The sequence below is a fragment of the Acinetobacter sp. NIPH 284 genome (assembly GCF_000369425.1).
Classification (GTDB): Bacteria; Pseudomonadota; Gammaproteobacteria; order Pseudomonadales; family Moraxellaceae; genus Acinetobacter.
This window is the reverse complement of the sequence record NZ_KB850012.1, coordinates 79,206-99,167: the sequence shown is the minus strand read 5'-3', so window position 1 is coordinate 99,167 and position 19,962 is coordinate 79,206. Positions and strand designations below refer to the sequence as shown.

The window sequence follows — 19,962 nt, the reverse complement described above, 5'->3', positions numbered from 1 at the left end:
TAACGACTGTTTGGGGTTGTATAGTCAAGTAATTAAGTGCATGTGGTGGATGCCTTGGCAGTCAGAGGCGATGAAAGACGTAATAGCCTGCGATAAGCTCCGGGGAGGCGGCAAATATCCTTTGATCCGGAGATTTCTGAATGGGGGAACCCACCCGCTATAAGGCGGGTATCATAAGCTGAATACATAGGCTTATGAAGCGAACGAGGGGAAGTGAAACATCTCAGTACCCTTAGGAAAAGAAATCAATTGAGATTCCCTTAGTAGCGGCGAGCGAACGGGGATCAGCCCATTAAGTTGTGTGTGTTCTAGTGGAACGCTCTGGGAAGTGCGAACGTAGAGGGTGATATTCCCGTACACGAAAGGGCACACATAATGATGACGAGTAGGGCGAGGCACGTGAAACCTTGTCTGAATATGGGGGGACCATCCTCCAAGGCTAAATACTCCTGACTGACCGATAGTGAACCAGTACCGTGAGGGAAAGGCGAAAAGAACCCCTGTGAGGGGAGTGAAATAGATCCTGAAACCGCATGCATACAAGCAGTGGGAGCCGACTTGTTCGGTGACTGCGTACCTTTTGTATAATGGGTCAGCGACTTACATTCAGTAGCAAGGTTAACCGTATAGGGGAGCCGTAGAGAAATCGAGTCTTAATAGGGCGTTTAGTTGCTGGGTGTAGACCCGAAACCAGGCGATCTATCCATGAGCAGGTTGAAGGTTGGGTAACACTAACTGGAGGACCGAACCCACTGTCGTTGAAAAGCCAGGGGATGACTTGTGGATAGGGGTGAAAGGCTAATCAAGCCTGGTGATAGCTGGTTCTCCCCGAAAGCTATTTAGGTAGCGCCTCGGACGAATACCATTGGGGGTAGAGCACTGTTTCGGCTAGGGGGTCATCCCGACTTACCAAACCGATGCAAACTCCGAATACCAATGAGTACTATCCGGGAGACAGACTGCGGGTGCTAACGTCCGTAGTCAAGAGGAAAACAATCCAGACCGCCAGCTAAGGCCCCAAAATCATAGTTAAGTGGGAAACGATGTGGGAAGGCATAGACAGCTAGGAGGTTGGCTTAGAAGCAGCCACCCTTTAAAGAAAGCGTAATAGCTCACTAGTCGAGTCGGCCTGCGCGGAAGATGTAACGGGGCTAAAACTATGTGCCGAAGCTGCGGATTTGAATTTTAGACACGTGGTAGGGGAGCGTTCTGTAAGCCGATGAAGGTGTGTTGAGAAGCATGCTGGAGGTATCAGAAGTGCGAATGCTGACGTGAGTAACGACAAAACGGGTGAAAAACCCGTTCGCTGAAAGACCAAGGGTTCCAGTCCAACGTTAATCGGGGCTGGGTGAGTCGACCCCTAAGGCGAGGCCGAGAGGCGTAGTCGATGGGAAATTGGTTAATATTCCAATACTTCTGTGTAATGCGATGAGAGGACGGAGAAGGTTAAGTCAGCCTGGCGTTGGTTGTCCAGGTGGAAGGTTGTAGGCATGTATCTTAGGCAAATCCGGGGTACTCTATGCTGAGAACTGATAGCAAGCTGTACTTGTACAGTGAAGTGGCTGATACCATGCTTCCAGGAAAAGTCTCTAAGCTTCAGTTACACAGGAATCGTACCCGAAACCGACACAGGTGGTCAGGTCGAGTAGACCAAAGCGCTTGAGAGAACTCTGCTGAAGGAACTAGGCAAAATGGTACCGTAACTTCGGGAGAAGGTACGCTGCTGACGGTGATGGGACTTGCTCCCTGAGCTATTGGCAGCCACAGAAACCAGGCCGCTGCAACTGTTTATTAAAAACATAGCACTCTGCAAACACGAAAGTGGACGTATAGGGTGTGATGCCTGCCCGGTGCTGGAAGGTTAATTGATGGGGTTAGCGTAAGCGAAGCTCTTGATCGAAGCCCCAGTAAACGGCGGCCGTAACTATAACGGTCCTAAGGTAGCGAAATTCCTTGTCGGGTAAGTTCCGACCTGCACGAATGGCATAATGATGGCGGCGCTGTCTCCAGCAGAGGCTCAGTGAAATCGAAATCGCTGTGAAGATGCAGTGTACCCGCGGCTAGACGGAAAGACCCCGTGAACCTTTACTGCAGCTTGACATTGAACTTTGACCTTACTTGTGTAGGATAGGTGGGAGGCTTTGAAGTTGGAACGCTAGTTCCAATGGAGCCGTCCTTGAAATACCACCCTGGTAATGTTGAGGTTCTAACTCTGCCCCGTAATCCGGGGCGAGGACCATGTCTGGTGGGTAGTTTGACTGGGGCGGTCTCCTCCTAAAGAGTAACGGAGGAGTACGAAGGTGCGCTCAGCGTGGTCGGAAATCACGCGTAGAGTATAAAGGCAAAAGCGCGCTTAACTGCGAGACCCACAAGTCGAGCAGGTACGAAAGTAGGTCTTAGTGATCCGGTGGTTCTGTATGGAAGGGCCATCGCTCAACGGATAAAAGGTACTCTGGGGATAACAGGCTGATACCGCCCAAGAGTTCATATCGACGGCGGTGTTTGGCACCTCGATGTCGGCTCATCTCATCCTGGGGCTGAAGCAGGTCCCAAGGGTATGGCTGTTCGCCATTTAAAGAGGTACGCGAGCTGGGTTTAGAACGTCGTGAGACAGTTCGGTCCCTATCTACCGTGGGCGCTGGAAATTTGAGAGGATCTGCTCCTAGTACGAGAGGACCAGAGTGGACGAACCTCTGGTGTACCGGTTGTGACGCCAGTCGCATCGCCGGGTAGCTATGTTCGGAAGGGATAACCGCTGAAAGCATCTAAGCGGGAAGCCTACCTCAAGATAAGATTTCCCTAGGAATTTATTCCTCTAAAGAGCCGTTCGAGACTAGGACGTTGATAGGTTGGGTGTGGAAGCACGGTGACGTGTGAAGCTGACCAATACTAATTGCTCGTGAGGCTTGACTATACAACACCCAAACAGTTGTTGTATTCAAGATAAATTCAATACATAACTTGATTTAGTGTGAAAACTAGTTAAAATGCTGAACACAAAGTTAGACTCAATATCTAATCCGTTAATAACTCTTTGGTTCGTAAGTAAGGCAGACATGAAGTGAAAACACAACATGATCAGTAAGACCCCAAAACACCACAACAGTTTGCTGGCGACAATAGCAAGAGTGAACCACCTGATCCCTTCCCGAACTCAGAAGTGAAACCTCTTAGCGCTGATGGTAGTGTGGCCTTTGCCATGTGAGAGTAAGTCATCGCCAGCTTTTAAATACAAACACCCCTAACCTAACGGTTAGGGGTGTTTTTTTGTCTAAACAATGCAGAATTTTACAAGCTGTTCAGTTCGCTTAGGATCGCCTCATTAAACTGGGGGATGTCATCTGGGCAGCGTGAAGTAATGAGTAACCAACCCCCTTTATTACAGCGCTTAACAGCTTCATCTGTCCAATGTGCGCCTGCATTTTCTAGATCGAGGCGGATACTTTTATAAGAGGTCAGGTTCTTATCCTTAATACGCTCGGCATTAATCAAAGTCCAGGGTGCATGGCAAATGGCGGCAATCGGTTTGTTTTGATCAGTGAAATATTGAATGATCCGATGCGCATGTTCATTAAGACGAAGGGTGTCTGCGTTGACTGTACCGCCAGGAATAACCAGAATATCGTAGTCTTCCACTGAGACCTGCTCCAATGAGACTTGTGGAGGGTAGCTTGGACCAGGTTCTTTATCACTTTTTACCGTTTGTACAGGTTCCGTCTTTTCGGCGGCATGTATGGCTTCAATGCCTTTTCCTTTTAAAAACTCCAGTGGCTGAATCAGCTCATCATGCTCTACGCCTACATTTGAAGTGATAAATAATACCTTTTTAACCATTGTGAAATTCCTCAATATTATTTGATTTCTAGGTTAACAATGCAAAAGCCTGAAAAGTGTAGGGCTTTTATCGGCGGATTGTATCTCGATGGATACGTTATCAAATTTTGTTACATAGTGAAAATAATAAAAAAAGAAGCCCCATCATCCTGACGGGGCTTCTTCATATTCAGTTTATTGTCGTTTATTTCCTATAAACAACTACATCCTGTGCATCTTGTTATTTTGAATGAGACTTCCTCTCTATATGATTCGTATATTAAAACTAAAGTTGATGGCAGTATATTGGTTAATGACCCTGATTACTGTAAGTTTAAGCTGACATCTATCTCACATGGTATTTCTGTAATTTTTCAATGATGGCTTTGAGCGCCTTAATTTCAAATTCATTTGCCTCAAAAGTTTCTGTGTGGTTTCGTTTAAAAATATCTCGGATTTCAAGAACCGCATTAGAATCAACCAGCCCAAGTTGTGTACCTACCTGACGGATTTGATCAATTGAACGTGAGCCATTGGTTGAACCATATCCAATATAAGCAGCAGATTTGCCTTGCCATTCTTTACCGAGATAGTCCAAGGCATTCTTGAGTGCTGGACTATAGCCATGATTATATTCAGGGCTAATCAAGATAAATGCCTGTGCCTGCGCAATTTTATCTGCCCACTGCTGTTGTTTAGGTTGATCATAAATGCCTGTTGCAGGTGGATGAGAACCGGCAAATAGCGGTAAGTCCCATTCTTTAAGATCAACAACTTCGGTTTGAATATCTTTTAATGCGAGTTCAGTGGTTGCTTGTAGTACCCAATTGGCCACTTTAATTGCCATGCGGCCTTCGCGAACACTACCAACAATAATATAAATGAGCATAGTAAAATTCCTGCGTTATTGCTTTGATTTTAAAAATGAATACTTTTAATGATCTTATACTTTTCTTTAGCGTAAAAAAAAGCTCTCATTTGAGAGCTTTTTTGTTACATCAATTTGATGCCTTGCTGACCAGCCGGGGTAACTCTGAAAATTTCTACTTCAAAGGTAATATTTTTACCAGCAAGAGGATGGTTAAAATCAATTTCTGTAGTGTCGTCATTGACGGATTTTACGATGCCGAACAACGTTGCTTTGGCTTTATCTTCAAACTCAATCATATGACCAACGACAGGGCGTTGTTCAAATTTAACCGTATCAAAGATTTGGATATTTTCAGCATTCCAAGGACCAAACGCATCTTCAGGTGGTAAATGCACAGTACGACGGTCGCCTGCACGTAAACCAAACAATGCCTTTTCAAATCCTGGTAGTAAGTTACCATCACCAATTACGAGGCTGACAGGTTCTTCACGATTACGTGTATTGTCAATCTCAACACCATTTTCAATTGAAACGGAAAAATGTAAGTCGACTTTTGAGCCATCTTGAATACGAATTTCTTCGTTGGGTTGGATAATTTCAGTCATCTTAATTTTCCATGTTTGGGTTGCGTTTCTTTTCAAGGAAGAAGGTATCAATCAGTAGTAAAATAGTACCTAAAGTAATGGCACTATCCGCAAGATTGAACGCAGGAAAGTGGTTATTTTGATAATAAATGTGGATGAAATCGACGACATAACCTAAGCTAACACGGTCAATTAAATTACCAATTGCACCACCTAGAATCAGGGCAATTGCCATAGGTAGAACGATCATTTTCTTTGGCATACGCATCAACCAAAAAATAAAAATGATGGATACTACACCCGCCAAAGAGGTAAATAAATAACGTTGCCAACCACCCGCATCTGACAAAAAGCTGAATGCTGCGCCATGATTATGCAGTAAGGTCCAGTTTAAAAAAGGCAGTACTGGAACGGGATCTGCATAATTTAAATGTGAGCTCGCAATCCATTTAGTCCATTGATCCAACACAATGGCAAGGACTGATAGCCCAAGCCAAAGTAAATTGTGCGGATAAAATTGAAACAAGCCTTTTTTTGCTTGTGTATTAGGCATACTTTCTCACTTCGCCACTGCCAGTGACGTTGACGATACAACGAGCGCATAATCCAGTATGACCAACGTGTGTATTTACATCTGGCAATACATGCCAGCAACGTACACATTTTTCACCATCTGCTGCGGAGACTTGGACACGTAATCCTGCAAGATCCGTGTTTTCACCTTGTTCAGCATAAGAGTGAACGATGACTTGAGAAGTGATCAAGACAAAACGTAATTCATCAGCCAATTGGTTTAACAATGTTTGTAATGCTTCATCTGCCCAAAGTTCAACTTTGGCAGATAAGTTACTGCCGACCAGTTTAGCGTTACGTGCGGCTTCAATCTGTTTATTTACTGCTGATTTTACGCTAATCAATGTTTGCCAATCTGCTTCAGACAGTAAATTTGCTGTTGATGCAGTTGGAATGTCATACCATTCAGCGGTAAATACATATTTGCCAGTTTGTTCAGGAATTAATGGCCAAGCTTCTTGTGCGGTAAAGCTCAAGATTGGCGACATCCAGCGAACAAAAGCTTGCACGATATGATATAGCGCTGTTTGAGCAGAGCGGCGTGCTTGTGAATCTGCTTTAGTGGTGTACTGACGATCTTTGATGATGTCGAGATAGAACCCACCCAAGTCATTGATACAGAAGTTGGTCAATGCATTGGTGACAATATGGAAATTCATCTCTTCATAGGCTTGCTGAATGGTTTTTTGAACATCAGCAGCACGTTGTAAGATGTATTGATCTAATGCAATCAACTCATTTACGGGTAGAACATCAGTTGATGGTTTGAAGCCATTTAAGTTTGCCAATAAGAAACGTAAAGTATTACGGATACGACGATAACCATCAGAGGCACGGCTAAAGATTTCTTTACCTGCGGTCATTTCATAGCGATAGTCAGCAGATGCGATCCAGAAGCGTAAGCCATCTGCACCCATATCTTTAATAATATCTTGTGGGGTGATGATGTTGCCTAATGATTTAGACATCTTACGACCTTTCTCATCCACGACGAAACCGTGAGTGAGTAGACCCTTATACGGTGCACGTTCATTAATCGCAATTGAAGTTAACAATGACGATTGGAACCAGCCACGATGTTGGTCAGAACCTTCAAGATACAGATCTGCTGGGTCTTGTAACTCTTCACGTTCACGCAACACTGCATAATGTGTAGTACCTGAGTCAAACCAAACGTCAAGTGTATCGCGTACGGCATTATACTGTTCAGCATCTGCGCCAATAAAATCGCTCGCATCACGGTTATACCAACCATCAATCCCTTCTTGTTCGATCAGTTGAGCGACTTCTTCGATCAATTCAGGCGTACGAGGATGCAAAGCATTGGTATCTTTGTGTACAAAGAATGGGATTGGCACACCCCAAGTCCGTTGACGTGAGATACACCAGTCAGGGCGTCCTTCAATCATCGATTGAATACGATTTTTACCCCAATCTGGAACAAATTCGATGTCATTTTCAATCGCATTTAAAGCAGTTTGACGCAAACCTTTGGCATCCATGCTGATAAACCATTGAGGTGTCGCACGGAAGATAATTGGGGTTTTATGACGCCAGCAGTGTGGATAGCTGTGTTTGATTGGCTGATGCGCCCATAGACGACCGACAGCACCCAAAGCTTCGATAATTTTTGGATTGGCTTTGTAAATATGCTCACCCGCAAAAATCGGTGCAGTTGGTAAATATACGCCATTACCACCGACAGGATTATCGACTTTTAGATTGTATTGCAGACCGACTTTATAGTCGTCCACACCGTGTCCAGGAGCGGTATGTACTGCACCTGTACCGCTGGTTGCGATAACGTGTTCACCTAAAATAACAGGCACTTGGCGATCAGTAATCAGAGGATGTTGTAATAAGACACTCTCTATTGCTGAACCTTTAAAATCAGCCAGTACCACTGGATTTTCAAGCTTATAGCGCTCAATTGCAGATTCAACCAGATCTTTGGCAAGAATAAAGTTTTGCTTGCCATGTTCAGTTATCACTTGAACCAATTGATAGTCAATTTCAGCATGGAGTGCAACGGCTTGGTTAGCAGGCAACGTCCAAGGTGTAGTTGTCCAGATCACAATATCAGTCACATCTTGGACATCAACACCAAGACGGCTGCTTAAATCTTTAAGATCAACAACTGTAAAGCCAACATCAATCGCATCAGACTTTTTATCTTCATATTCAACTTCAGCTTCTGCGAGCGCAGAACCACAATCCAAGCACCAGTTCACAGGTTTTAAGCCGGGTTCGATATGACCTGCTTTGGCAATTGCGCCAAGCGAACGAACAATGTCTGCTTCTTGCTTAAAGTTCATGGTGAGGTATGGATTATCCCAATCACCAAACACGCCCATGCGCACGAAGTCTTTTTTCTGTAATTCAACCTGGGTGTAGGCATATTCACGGCAGGCTTTACGGAAAGTTGAGGCATCAACTTTAACGCCCACTTTACCGACTTTTTCTTCTACTTTCAGTTCGATTGGCAGACCGTGACAGTCCCAACCTGGTACGTATGGCGCATCGAAGCCATCCATAACACGGCTTTTAATAATAATGTCTTTGAGGACTTTATTGACTGCATGACCCAAATGGATTTGACCATTGGCATATGGAGGGCCGTCATGAAGTACATATTTTTTCTGGCCAATACGCGATGCGCGAATCTGCTGATAAATGTTGTCGGCATACCACTCTTCTAACCATTTGGCTTCACGCACAGCCAAATTTGCTTTCATGGCAAATTCAGTATCTGGCAAATTGAGTGTGGCTTTATAATCCACTGCATTTTCAGGAGTTTGCTTATCGCTCATGCAAGTTTTCTTCCAGTTTTATCAGTCTAAACTGACATGTATTACAAATGAAATTTAAATTTAAAAAGGAAATTCTGGTGTGCGTTCACGATAGTCTCGTAATTTTTGCACATCATCATCGATTCCAGCTTTGAGTGCTTCAAGCGAAGGATAATTCAGTTCACCATGTAGATAGTGAAGAAAAGTTACCCGCATCAATAAGCCATACAGATTAGCAGAAACATCAGGGAAATGTACCTCTAATCGCCATTCTGGCTGGTCTTGTTTGATGGCTGGGCGTGTCCCGACATGACCTGCACCAAACAAACTGTCAGCTTGATAGCCTGTAATCCCGTTGAGGGCAGGATCTGAATGTTTTACTTTTGCATTTAATGATGCATTTTCACAGACCACATCCACCGCATAAATGCCGTTTAAACATGGTTTGTGGCGGTTTAAACGCACATTAATGGTTGGAAAATCAAGGGTGCGACCAATCTGATCACCATATTGCACTCGGCCTGTGATGCTATAAGGACGGCCCAAGAGTTTGGCTGCTAATGCCAGATCACCTTCTTGTAGAACCTGACGAATACGGGTTGAACTGACACGTTCACCATTTAAAGCCACCGTATTTAAATTAGTGACGTCAAATCCATAATCGCGTAGGAATTCGCTATTACCTTGGCGGTCTTTACCAAAATGAAAGTCATCACCTAATACTAAGCTTTGAGCATTGAGTTTTAATTTGAGTAGCTCAGCAAATTCGGTTGCATTAAGACTTCTAAAATACTGATCAAACTTGGCGACAGCAATATAATCCACCCCTAACTCAGTTAAATATTCTACTTTTTCTCTGAGCGAGCTAATACGTGGTGGTGCGTCATAACCTTTAAAAAATTCAAGCGGTTGTGGCTCAAAAATCATCACTAATGTTTTTAAGCCTTTGGCATCAGCCAATGTTTTCAGTTGAGCAATCATCGCTTGGTGACCAAGATGGACACCATCAAAATTGCCAATCGTGACCGCAGTCGGCGGTAACTGAAAATCTGGCGATAATGCGTTGAGACGAAGCAACTTCATGGGCGTTAAATACAGTGATTTTGCAAAGGCTATATATTGCCATATTCTCAGCGTTTCGTCTTGTTGTTGTGTTTTTCATCAGTAAAAAATTCGGAGAAAGGCTTTTTAGGGTGATTGCTTAGCCCGCTTCATTCTGGTGGATAATTCGCTACACTACGCATTTTAAATTGTTGGGTGATCACGATGCAGTCTGATATTGCTTTAATCATGGCATTGCCGAATGAATCTAAAGGCTTGTTTGAACAAGCAGGCATTGACGTTCATTACAGTGGCATTGGCAAAATCAATGCGGCGTTTAAAGCCTTTGAAGTGATTCAAAAGACGGGCTGCAAAACGCTGATCAATTTAGGTAGTGCAGGCAGTTCACACTTCGATGCACATAGTCTAGTTGAGGTCATCACTTTCGTGCAGCGTGATATGGATGTGTCTCCACTGGGTTTTGCGGTGGGTGTGACACCAATGGATGAGGACATTCCTGCCGAAATCCATGTTCAGCCGCATTTTGAACATTTACCTAAAGGGATCTGTGGTACAGGTGACTCCTTTGAAACAGGACAGCCAAAAGTATCCTGTAATCTGGTGGACATGGAAGCCTATGCCCTCGCCAAAGTGTGCCAGAAGCTTGGGGTGCGTTTGATTTCAGTCAAATATATTACCGATGGGGCCAATGATACGGCTCATTTAGATTGGGAAGAGAATCTGCTGCTTGGCGCACAAAAATTATTGGCGCTGTATCAAGCCCATTTTTAAATGCAATGGTTGAATACTGTGGTATGTAATTAGTGGACTTATTTGTGGTGGGTGGGTTGTTGAAACTAAAGTGTTATTTTGTGTTGAGTTCGCGTAATGCCCATTATGTTAAATAGTTCTCTTTTTAGATAAATATTCATGTTTTCAATACATGCTAATTAGAGATTTTGGACTCAAGCAATTCTATAAAATTTTAACTTATGTGTACCTCTACTTTTAACTTCGGTTATTTATGGGAGGATTACCCAACAGTACCCACCAAATAGCCAGTAGTATTAGCTTTTGGTCAAAAAATACGTGCATTTTATTTTTATTTGAGTAATGTGTTAATTATTGTAAATCAAGCAGAAGAAGTACTTCATGATTAACATTGAGCAGATGTCCATAGTTCTTGATACATTACCAGACCCTGCCTTTATCTTGTCCCGAAGTGGAAAGTACGTTGCGGTATTTGGTGGTCGTGATAAGCGCTATTATCACGATGGTTCCTGTCTCGTTGGTCTGTATATTTCGGATTTAATCAAGCCTGATAAGGCCAACTGGTTTCTTGAACAGATTGGCCGGACTCTGGAGTCAGGAGAACTAATCATCGAAGAGTACGAATTGAGCAACAGTGATGTAAAAGGTCTACCCGATCATGGTCCTGAAAAACCGATTTGGTTTGAAGGACGCATCCAGGCACTGAGTTTTTCTGTGGACGACGAAGATGTGGTGCTCTGGGTCGCAAGTAATATTTCAAAGCGACACGACCTGGAAATCAGACTGAGAGAACTAGGCGATACCGATCAGCTAACTGGCCTTTTCAACCGAAGAAAACTAGAGCATGAGTTGACGCTAGACTATGAGTCATACGTAAGGTATTCAGTGCCAACTTCCATCTTGATGTTGGATCTTGATAACCTAAAAAAAATCAACGACGGCAAGGGGCATCACGTGGGCGATGAGGCGATTCGGGCAGTAGCTAACATTCTTCGCTCAACACTACGGAAGACTGATTGTGCCTGCCGCTTGGGTGGTGATGAGTTTGTGGTTGCCTTGCCCAATACTGAGCATGAGCAGGCAATTCAGTTTGCCAAGCGTATACATGACAGTTCCAAAAAAGAGTTAAGCCAGTTTTCAGTGGACAGTTCAGTTGTCACGGTTAGTATTGGGGTGACAGTTATAGTGCCGGAAGATCGTTCATACAAAGACACTATCAAACGAGCTGACCTAGCTTTATATGAAGCTAAAAATGCGGGGAAAGACAGAATTGTATCGGCCTGAGAGCGCTGTTACGAATAAGGACTTAAGTCAATGATATTCGATTCAAAAAAATCTTAGAGACCAAAAACGGTACTATTATTTCCATAATACTAACACACGGTTTTGATTATTTTCGGCTTTTTTGCATGAAGCTTTTAAATATAGAGTTTCTCTAAGCTAAACAAATTTAAGTGACAATTCGGGTATGTGGTCGGCCTAATTCTTTAACTTTGTTTAAAGCTGCTATATGGATATTAAAAATTAAGTTTATCTAAAATTAACATAATACGGGTTATGCGAAACACTTTAATTTTTCCTTTTATTATCAATGTTTTAAATAAATCCGTTTCAGTAAACGGCGCTATGGAACGGTTTTTCTTGATCTTTTACGTTTCACGTATGTTTATTAATCAATTTTCTATATTTTTGATGAGCTTAATTGAATAATCGCCTTAATTATTTGGCAAGAAAAAGCGACTCACAAAGTCGCTTTTCTTATGTATTTCAATTGCTAAAATTCTTTGTACACGACAAAAGAAGATAACTCATTGAAATAATGGCATAATACTTGTTTTCTGACGACGAATATGATGACACATTTCAATGAGTTACATCTCATCTTAAACAAATATCTAAAGTGGAACAAGTCACATGTAAAATGTTTTACACTGATTATGCTGGCATTAATTGTAAAACAGACATGTAATCTTTCTTCCGCATCTAAAGCCTTACCCATCAAGTGCTCACCACAATCATTTTATCGACGTATACAACGCTTCTTTGCAGATCAGTATTTTGATTATCGTCAAATTTCTCAGTTGATTTTCAATATGTTTTCATTCGACAAAGTGCAACTGACTTTAGATAGAACCAATTGGAAATGGGGAAAACGAGATATCAATATCTTGATGTTAGCCATCGTCTATCGTGGAATAGCGATACCTATTGTTTGGACATTGCTCAATAAACGTGGAAATTCAGATACAAAAGAGCGTATTGCTTTGATTCAACGCTTTATCTCCATTTTTGGTAAAGACCGTATTGTGAATGTGTTCGCAGACAGAGAATTTATCGGTGAGAAATGGTTTACATGGTTAATTGAAAATGACATTAACTTCTGTATACGTGTTAAAAAAACTTCATTGTGACCAATCACTTAGCAAAGAATCATAAAATTAGTGATTTATTTCGTCATCTTCAAGTGGGTCAAACTGAATGTCGTAAACGACGTATTTGGGTTGGTCGAGTGAAACTGTATATTAGTGCGCTACGATTAGAAGATGGAGAACTTTTACTTGTTGTTTCTCCTATGTTTAATGCTTCTGCTATTCGTGATTATGCATTACGCTGGGAAATCGAAACCTTATTTAGTTGTCTCAAAGGACGTGGATTCAATCTTGAAAATACTCGTTTAACAGACCCTAGACGAGTCAAGAAATTGATAGCAGTACTAGCTATCGGTTTCTGTTGGTGCTATTTAACAGGTGAATGGCAACATGATCGAAAAAAAGCGATAAAAATAAAGAAGCATGGACGACTTTCAGTAAGTTTATTTCGATACGGTTTGGACTATGTTCAAATGGCTATTCTACGTTTGATTGGTTTTGGAAAAAAAGAAGAATTTAAGAAAGTGCTCGCAATTTTAAGGAAGAAAAAGCCTGATAGGACAAGGGCCCTATGAAATTTGTCGTGTACAGAGGCTAAAATTAAAGCTTTTAACTAAAGAAAACTTAACGTGGCAACACACCATATAGCATCAAGTGTACCGTATGCTCAATGGTGCGTTGATACATGCTACGGTTACGCAAAGTTTTGCCTGTCACCATCTCCATTTGCGTCGAAAAATCCGCATAGTTTTGGGTGATTGCCCAAATATTGATAATTAATAATTCTGCATCAATTTCTTTGGATAATTTGCCTTGTTCCTGCCAAGTCTCAATCACTTTAGTTTTGCGTTTAAACAGCTTTTTCAATGGACCTTTCAGGATTGGCAGAATATGTGGCGCACCTTGAATGATTTCCAATGCAAATAAACGAGAAGCTTTAGGTTGATCTTTTGAAATTTCGATTTTTTGCATCAAATAATGGGTTAAGGCCTCAGTTGGCTCAAGTTCGACTTCCAATATCTGTAAGGGTGCCAGCCACTTTTGCATTACGGTGGTGAGCACCTCAACATACAGCGACTCTTTGTTTTCATAATAATAAAAGATATTGGATTTATGCATATTTGCCAGTTGTGCAATTTCATCCAGACTTGCACCACTAAAGCCATAGACGGAAAAAACATCCAGGGCAGCATTCAGCAGTTGATTGCGCTTTTGTGTACTCTTTTTCTGTTCCATCTGCGAGCTTGATTCAAAAAATGTCATTGACATTGTAAGATAAATTGTCGGATTTGTGCAAAATAACCGCATTTTTTTATCGAAAAAGCATGGGTTGCTGAATCAGCAGTCACGATGTGTTTGATAATTATTGAAATCTAAAACAGGTGAGATATATTTTGTAAATAATTTCTCAGTCATTGTGGGAAATTGTCGAATGGTTTTTGTTCTTGATGTGTGGTTTTTGAGATGGGTAAAAGCGGTTTTAGGTGGCTAAAACCGCATCAAGAACCAGTTGTTCCAACTGGGCAAATGTAATAGTTTTCTGACGTGGTCGTGGTAAATTCACTTGAAATTGATGTGCAATATGTCCTTGATCTAGCAAAATAATTCGATCTGCCAATTGTACCGCTTCACTGACATCGTGTGTGACCAGAATTGCGGTAAAGCCCTGTTCTTTCCAAAGGCGTTCAATCAGGTTTTGCATTTCTAAACGTGTGAGAGCATCTAGCGCCCCTAAGGGTTCATCCAGTAATAAAATACGTGGTGCATGAGAAAGTGCTCTGGCTAATGCGGCACGTTGACGTTGACCTCCAGAGAGTTGAGTTGGCCACTGTGTGGATTTGTCTTTTAAGCCTACTTTTTCTAATAAATTTTCAGCAAGTAGGTGTTGATCTTTTGGTAAACCTAATTGCACGTTGTGTAAAATATTTTTCCACGGAAGTAAGCGTGGATCTTGAAACATAACGCGAATATCATCGTTTGTGATGCCTTCACGAAAGTTTCTTGCGGATTGAAATTTAATCTCGCCATAGCTAGGTTTTTCAAGTTGGGCGATTAAGCGGAGTAGGGTGCTTTTACCACAACCACTGCGACCTACTATGGCGACAAATTCACCTGCTTGAATATTTAAGTCTAAGTCTTCAAGCACTTTGACTTCACCATAAAACTTATACAGTTGTTCAATCAGAATATTTGCACCATTGCTATTGCTTGCAGTAGTCGATGCTTCAGATTCACCAAGGGGTTGAATCAAGGGATTTTCATAGAAATTTAAATTTAGATTACTCATATAGTTGACCTTTTTATTTTTGATAGCCTGCATGCCAACGTAATAAATATCGCTCTAGTGCTCGCGCTAATACATCCGCTAATTTTCCAAGTATGGCGTAAAGTAAAATGCCGACCAAAACGATATCGGTTTGCAAGAACTCACGTGCATTCATGGTCATATAGCCGATACCTGCTTGAGCGGAAATCGTTTCTGCCACGATAAGCAGTACCCAAACTAAACCTAAGGCAAAGCGAAGTCCCACTAAGATAGAAGGCATTGCGCCGGGTAGAATGATCTCTTTATACAATTGCCAGCGATTGAGTCCGTAACTTTTACCCATTTCAATCAACTGAGGATCTACCGAGCGAATACCATGATAGGTATTGATGTAGATTGGGAAAAATACACCTACTGCGACTAAAAAGAGTTTGGCTGTTTCATCAATACCAAACCACAAAATTACCAGCGGAATGAGTGCTAGTGCAGGGATATTGCGTATCATTTGCAATGTGGTATCAAGTAAGGTCGATGCAATGCGTGATGAACCATTAAGTAGTCCTAAAAGCAGTCCGAGACCACCACCGACCAACAAACCAAGCAGAGCACGACCTGCGCTGACTTTGACATGATGCCAAAGTTCGCCACTGATCAGTAAGTGCCAAAAAGCACTCACTACAGCAGTTGGAGCAGGTAATACACGGCTTTGTAATAGACCTGAACTTGAAGCAGCTTGCCAAATCAGTAGTAATAAAACTGGAAACAACCACGGCAAGAGACCTTTGCCTATTTTTTGTGTTCCACGTGAAACATTATTTAGAAATGTTGTTGTACTCATGCCTCCTCCTGAACCAACGCTTTTGGTTTTTTGACCTCAGGCACATAGTTATTGGCAATGATTTCACCAAAAGGACCTGTGAGGTGTGGTTGTGTCAGTTTCTCACGAGTTTTGAGTGGCAGAAGTGGAAATACTAATTCAGCAAAGCGGATCGATTCTTCCAAATGTGGATAGCCAGAGAAAATAAAGGTATCAATCCCCAAGTCAGCATATTCTTGAATACGTGCAGCAACAGTTTTTGGATCGCCGACTAAAGCTGTACCTGCACCGCCACGAACTAAACCGATACCTGCCCATAAGTTTGGTGAGACTTCTAATTGATCTTTGCGTCCGCCGTGTAAAGCCGCCATGCGTTGCTGCCCGACCGAGTCCATTTGTGCAAATTTTTTCTGTGCTGCTGCAATAGTCTCATCATCTAAATATTGAATGAGTTCATCCGCGGCAGCCCAAGCTTGTTCATTGGTTTCACGAACAATCACGTGCAATCGGATACCATAATTTAGAGTACGTCCTTTGGCTGCTGCTTGGGCACGTAAATGATTAATTTTTTCTTCTACCGCGGCAGGTGGTTCACCCCAAGTTAAATAAGTATCAACCTGTTCAGCGGCGAGTTCAGTTGCTTCTGTTGATGATCCACCAAACCATAAGGGAGGATAGGGCTTTTGCACAGGTGGATAAAGTAATTTTGCTTCATCGACACTGAGTCGTTCGCCATGAAAAGTAAAAGATTCGCCAGTATGGGAACGAGTCAGAATCTCACGCCAAATTTTGACATATTCAGAAGCAGTCTGATAACGAGTGCTGTGATCTTCATATAGACCATCGCCCTTGAGTTCCTGCTCGTCACCACCTGTTACAAGATTGAGTAAAATACGACCATTGGATAGGCGATCAAAGGTAGCAGCCATGCGCGCCGCCAATGCTGGTGTCGTAATTCCGGGACGTAGCGCCACCAAAAACTTTAATTGTTTTGTTGCATCAATGAGGCTGGCTGCTGTGATCCATGGATCTTCACAAGAACGACCTGTTGGAATCAATACGCCAGCATAACCAAGGTTGTCGACAGCAACGGCGATTTGTTTCATATAAGCATGATCGACCTGACGTGCGCCCTTGCTGGTGCCTAAGTAACGGCTGTCACCATGAGTGGGGATGAACCAGAAAATATTCATGTCGATATTCCTTATGAAGAATGAGATCATGTGAATGAGACAGATTGCATCGTGTTTTAGATTGCAATCTGCATGGGGGATAAAGCACTTTGATTGATCACAATCAAAACCGATGAGAAATTACCTAAAGTAGACTCTCAATTATTGAACTTGGTTTTTTAATACAGCATCTGCAATGACCAATTGCTTTGGAATTAATTTTTGAGCAAAAAAGGCATCAGCTACGTACTGCTGTTCTTTTTCGACTTTTTCAGAAATTGGCTGAACGCCAAAACCCATGCGAGAAATTGAAGTTTTTAAAACATCGAGTTCAAGTGCGGTTGGTTTTTCGAGTAATTTTGCAGCATCATCAGGATGGGTCTTTACCCAATCTGTGGTTTGATTCAATGTTGTTACCAGTGTTTTTAGAACTTCGGGATGTCCTTCCGCAAACTTACGATCAGCTAAATAGAATTGATGATTGCTGACCAAATGCTCGCCGTTTGCGATCACACGTGCATGGATTTGATGCTCTGCTGCTGCGAAGAATGGATCCCATATCACCCAAGCATCGACTGCGCCTTTTTCAAATGCTGCGCGAGCATCTGATGGTGGTAAATAAACAGGCTGAATATCATTTAAAGTTAAATTATTGGCTTCTAGTAATTTCAATAAAAGATAATGAACGTTTGAGCCTTTGTTCAATGCAATACGTTTACCTTTCAGGTCTTGTACAGATTGTATTGGTGAATCTTTTTGAACGATTAAGGCTTCTGCGGTAGGTGCTGGTGGCTGATTTGCAACATAGACCAAGTTAGGATTTGCTGCTTGAGCAAAGATCGGAGGCGCTTCACCGGCCTCGCCAAATACGACACTACCTACATTTAAGCCTTCTAAAAGTTGGGGGCCGGCTGGAAATTCAACCCATTTTACATTGACGCCCTGAGCAGCAAGATTCTTTTCTAATTCACCTTTTGCTTTGACAATCGGCAAAATGCCATACTTTTGAAAGCCGATATTTAATGTGGTGGTTTCTTGTTTTGGTGTTGCTTGCTGCTCAGGTTTTTTTGCACAACCGGCAACGCCCATTACGCCAGCAATAGTTGCTGCGATGATGGTTGAAGTTGCCCATGAGCGATTGATAAAAATAGCCATGTTGATTGTGCTCCCCAGAAAATTATAAGATCTAAATAAGTTGAGCAATTAAGCTAAAACTTTTTTTAATGCATAAAAAATAAATAATTGGGCTTTGCTTATGATGAAAAGTGCAAAATAGAAAAATAGATAATGTTATTGAGAAGATGAATAAGTATTGAAATTTAATTCACAATTAAGTTTCTGTTTTATATTTTGATTTTTAAAAAAACAGTGCGCTTATTTTTCTAATGAGCTGAATAAAAATAAAAATGAAAGAAGTCAAAAGATATCTTTATCAGAAATAAAGATATCTTCAAGTCAAATATAATTAGAACAAAACTTTTTTGAAGACTAAGGAATTACGCTGATAATTGTACAGCGCTTGTCGAGCATTCGGTAAATCATCAACACTTGCTGGGCTAAAACCCTGCTCTAAAAACCAATGTGCGGTACGGGTCGTGAGAACAAACAGTTGTTGAATACCTTGTTGTTTCGCTTTGGTTTCCAAAAATTGCAAAATTTGGCTACCACGATTTGATTTACGATAACTCGAATCGACAGCGACACAGGCAATTTCAGCAGATTTAATTTCACCTGATTCAGCCGGAATAGGATAGAGCGCTGCACAGGCTAAGATCATGCCATCTCGTTCAATCACTGCGAACTGTTCTATTTCACTTTCAAGACGTTCACGTGAACGATAGACTAAAATACCTTCCTGTTCGAGTGGACGTAATAAGTTGATTAAACCGCCAACATCATGAATATTGGCAATGCGTACTTCTTCATAGTGGGCATCTGTGATTAAAGTGCCAATCCCGTCGCGTGTAAATAGTTCTTCAATCAAAGCACCATCATAAGTATATGAAATGAGGTGAACACGATGCACCCCAGATAATGAAGCTTGTTGAGCTTGTTTGAGGTGTAAGGCGAATTCTGGATATTGTGTTTGGTATTGTTGAATATAAGGTTCAAGTTGATACGAGCTTAATTCACGTAATAATTGTTGTTGCTCGTTCATTAATCCTTGTTTTTCACCCAACAAAATCAATTTATCGGCTTGTAATGCAGTTGCTGTTTTAGTCGCAACTTCTTCCGCCAATAAGTTAAATACTTCTCCAGTGGTTGAGTAACCTGTAGGCCCTAGTAACACAATATTATGATTATCTAAGTGACGTTGAATCGCATCGGTATCAATTGAACGGACTTCACCTGTGAGCTGAAAATCAACTCCATCCCGAATGCCATAGGGTTTAGCCGTTACAAAGTTACCCGAAACGACATCAATGCGGGCACCATACATGGGTGAATTTGCTAAGCCCATTGATAGAAGAGCTTCAATTTCTAAACGAATCGATCCAACTGCATTCATGACACTACGTAGTGATGCACGAGTTGTCACACGACGACTTTGATGAAAAGGCGTTTCAATTTGGCTTTCATGTAGATTTTGATTAATTTGTGGGCGTGCGCCATGCACCAAAATCAAACGAATCCCTAAAGAATGCAATAGGGCAATATCATGAATAATATGCTGAAAGTTTTGGTGTAAGACGGCCTCACCACCAAACATAAGCACAAAAGTTTTATCACGATGGGCATTAATATATGGTGCTGAGTGGCGAAACCAATGCACATAATCTTGCGTTGTGCTATGTGAAGTTTCAGTTATTTGGTTCGCCATGTTCATCTCAGATATACATCAATTTATCTGATTCTAACGAAAAAAATAAAAAGATAAATCTATTCCTAAAACAAC

The 19,962-nt window shown here is 41.8% G+C and carries 15 protein-coding genes and 2 rRNA genes; 5 read left to right on the top strand and 12 right to left on the bottom strand.

All coding sequences use genetic code 11. From position 1 onward, the window contains the following. The first annotated feature begins 22 nt into the window (after positions 1-22). A 23S ribosomal RNA gene (locus F908_RS14540) occupies positions 23-2,914 on the top strand. A 195-nt stretch (positions 2,915-3,109) separates the two neighbouring features. Beyond that, positions 3,110-3,224 (top strand): 5S ribosomal RNA (rrf, locus tag F908_RS14535). 64 nt (positions 3,225-3,288) lie between these two features. Here the strand turns inward: rrf and F908_RS14530 are convergent. The 6 genes from F908_RS14530 to ribF all read right to left on the bottom strand — a co-directional run bounded on the left by F908_RS14530 (position 3,289) and on the right by ribF (position 9,713). Further along, positions 3,289-3,834 carry a type 1 glutamine amidotransferase domain-containing protein gene (locus F908_RS14530; RefSeq protein ID WP_005163648.1) on the bottom strand — a complete coding sequence of 182 codons (546 nt, stop codon included), beginning with the start codon at positions 3,832-3,834 and terminating at the stop codon, positions 3,289-3,291. 325 nt (positions 3,835-4,159) lie between these two features. After that, positions 4,160-4,702, bottom strand: a complete 543-nt coding sequence (locus F908_RS14525; protein WP_005163646.1) for an NADPH-dependent FMN reductase — start codon at positions 4,700-4,702, stop codon at positions 4,160-4,162. A gap of 104 nt (positions 4,703-4,806) precedes the next feature. Continuing rightward, positions 4,807-5,289, bottom strand: a complete 483-nt coding sequence (locus tag F908_RS14520) for an FKBP-type peptidyl-prolyl cis-trans isomerase (RefSeq protein ID WP_005163638.1) — start codon at positions 5,287-5,289, stop codon at positions 4,807-4,809. A gap of 1 nt (position 5,290) precedes the next feature. Further along, positions 5,291-5,821: a signal peptidase II gene (lspA, locus tag F908_RS14515; protein WP_005163635.1), complete on the bottom strand. Its 531-nt coding sequence runs from the start codon at positions 5,819-5,821 to the stop codon at positions 5,291-5,293. Continuing rightward, the gene (gene ileS / locus F908_RS14510; protein WP_005163633.1) at positions 5,814-8,651 is read right to left on the bottom strand and encodes an isoleucine--tRNA ligase; all 2,838 of its coding nucleotides are present in this window, start codon (positions 8,649-8,651) and stop codon (positions 5,814-5,816) included. Before ileS ends, lspA begins: the two co-directional genes overlap by 8 nt. A gap of 60 nt (positions 8,652-8,711) precedes the next feature. Next, the gene (ribF, locus tag F908_RS14505) at positions 8,712-9,713 is read right to left on the bottom strand and encodes a riboflavin biosynthesis protein RibF (protein WP_005163631.1); all 1,002 of its coding nucleotides are present in this window, start codon (positions 9,711-9,713) and stop codon (positions 8,712-8,714) included. A gap of 183 nt (positions 9,714-9,896) precedes the next feature. On the opposite strand from ribF, the gene F908_RS14500 reads away from it, so the two are divergent. The 3 genes from F908_RS14500 to F908_RS16010 all read left to right on the top strand — a co-directional run bounded on the left by F908_RS14500 (position 9,897) and on the right by F908_RS16010 (position 13,386). Further along, positions 9,897-10,463 (top strand): phosphorylase family protein, encoded by a 567-nt coding sequence (locus F908_RS14500; protein ID WP_005163629.1) that lies wholly within the window; start codon positions 9,897-9,899, stop codon positions 10,461-10,463. 360 nt (positions 10,464-10,823) lie between these two features. Further along, entirely contained in the window at positions 10,824-11,726 is a 903-nt protein-coding gene (locus tag F908_RS14495; RefSeq protein ID WP_005163626.1) for a GGDEF domain-containing protein, read from the top strand. Positions 11,727-12,295: 569 nt separating this feature from the next. Further along, positions 12,296-13,386, top strand: a protein-coding gene (locus F908_RS16010) for an IS4-like element ISAba33 family transposase (protein WP_155756586.1) whose coding sequence is annotated in 2 segments (ribosomal slippage) — positions 12,296-12,836 and positions 12,836-13,386 — 1,092 coding nt in all. Because the reading frame shifts where the segments join, the coding sequence is not laid out codon by codon here. A 49-nt stretch (positions 13,387-13,435) separates the two neighbouring features. Here the strand turns inward: F908_RS16010 and F908_RS14480 are convergent. The 6 genes from F908_RS14480 to argA all read right to left on the bottom strand — a co-directional run bounded on the left by F908_RS14480 (position 13,436) and on the right by argA (position 19,887). Next, positions 13,436-14,047: a TetR/AcrR family transcriptional regulator gene (locus tag F908_RS14480; protein WP_005163624.1), complete on the bottom strand. Its 612-nt coding sequence runs from the start codon at positions 14,045-14,047 to the stop codon at positions 13,436-13,438. Between the two features lie 244 nt (positions 14,048-14,291). Continuing rightward, positions 14,292-15,098, bottom strand: coding sequence for an ABC transporter ATP-binding protein (locus F908_RS14475; RefSeq protein ID WP_005163622.1), 807 nt, complete (start codon positions 15,096-15,098; stop codon positions 14,292-14,294). A gap of 13 nt (positions 15,099-15,111) precedes the next feature. Then, the gene (ssuC, locus tag F908_RS14470; protein ID WP_005163621.1) at positions 15,112-15,915 is read right to left on the bottom strand and encodes an aliphatic sulfonate ABC transporter permease SsuC; all 804 of its coding nucleotides are present in this window, start codon (positions 15,913-15,915) and stop codon (positions 15,112-15,114) included. After that, on the bottom strand, positions 15,912-17,087 hold the full coding sequence (gene ssuD / locus F908_RS14465) for an FMNH2-dependent alkanesulfonate monooxygenase (RefSeq protein ID WP_005163620.1): 1,176 nt from the start codon (positions 17,085-17,087) through the stop codon (positions 15,912-15,914). Before ssuD ends, ssuC begins: the two co-directional genes overlap by 4 nt. A gap of 141 nt (positions 17,088-17,228) precedes the next feature. Beyond that, on the bottom strand, positions 17,229-18,221 hold the full coding sequence (locus tag F908_RS14460) for a sulfonate ABC transporter substrate-binding protein (RefSeq protein WP_005163619.1): 993 nt from the start codon (positions 18,219-18,221) through the stop codon (positions 17,229-17,231). A 310-nt stretch (positions 18,222-18,531) separates the two neighbouring features. After that, positions 18,532-19,887, bottom strand: a complete 1,356-nt coding sequence (argA, locus tag F908_RS14455; protein WP_005163618.1) for an amino-acid N-acetyltransferase — start codon at positions 19,885-19,887, stop codon at positions 18,532-18,534. Positions 19,888-19,962 lie beyond the last annotated feature (75 nt).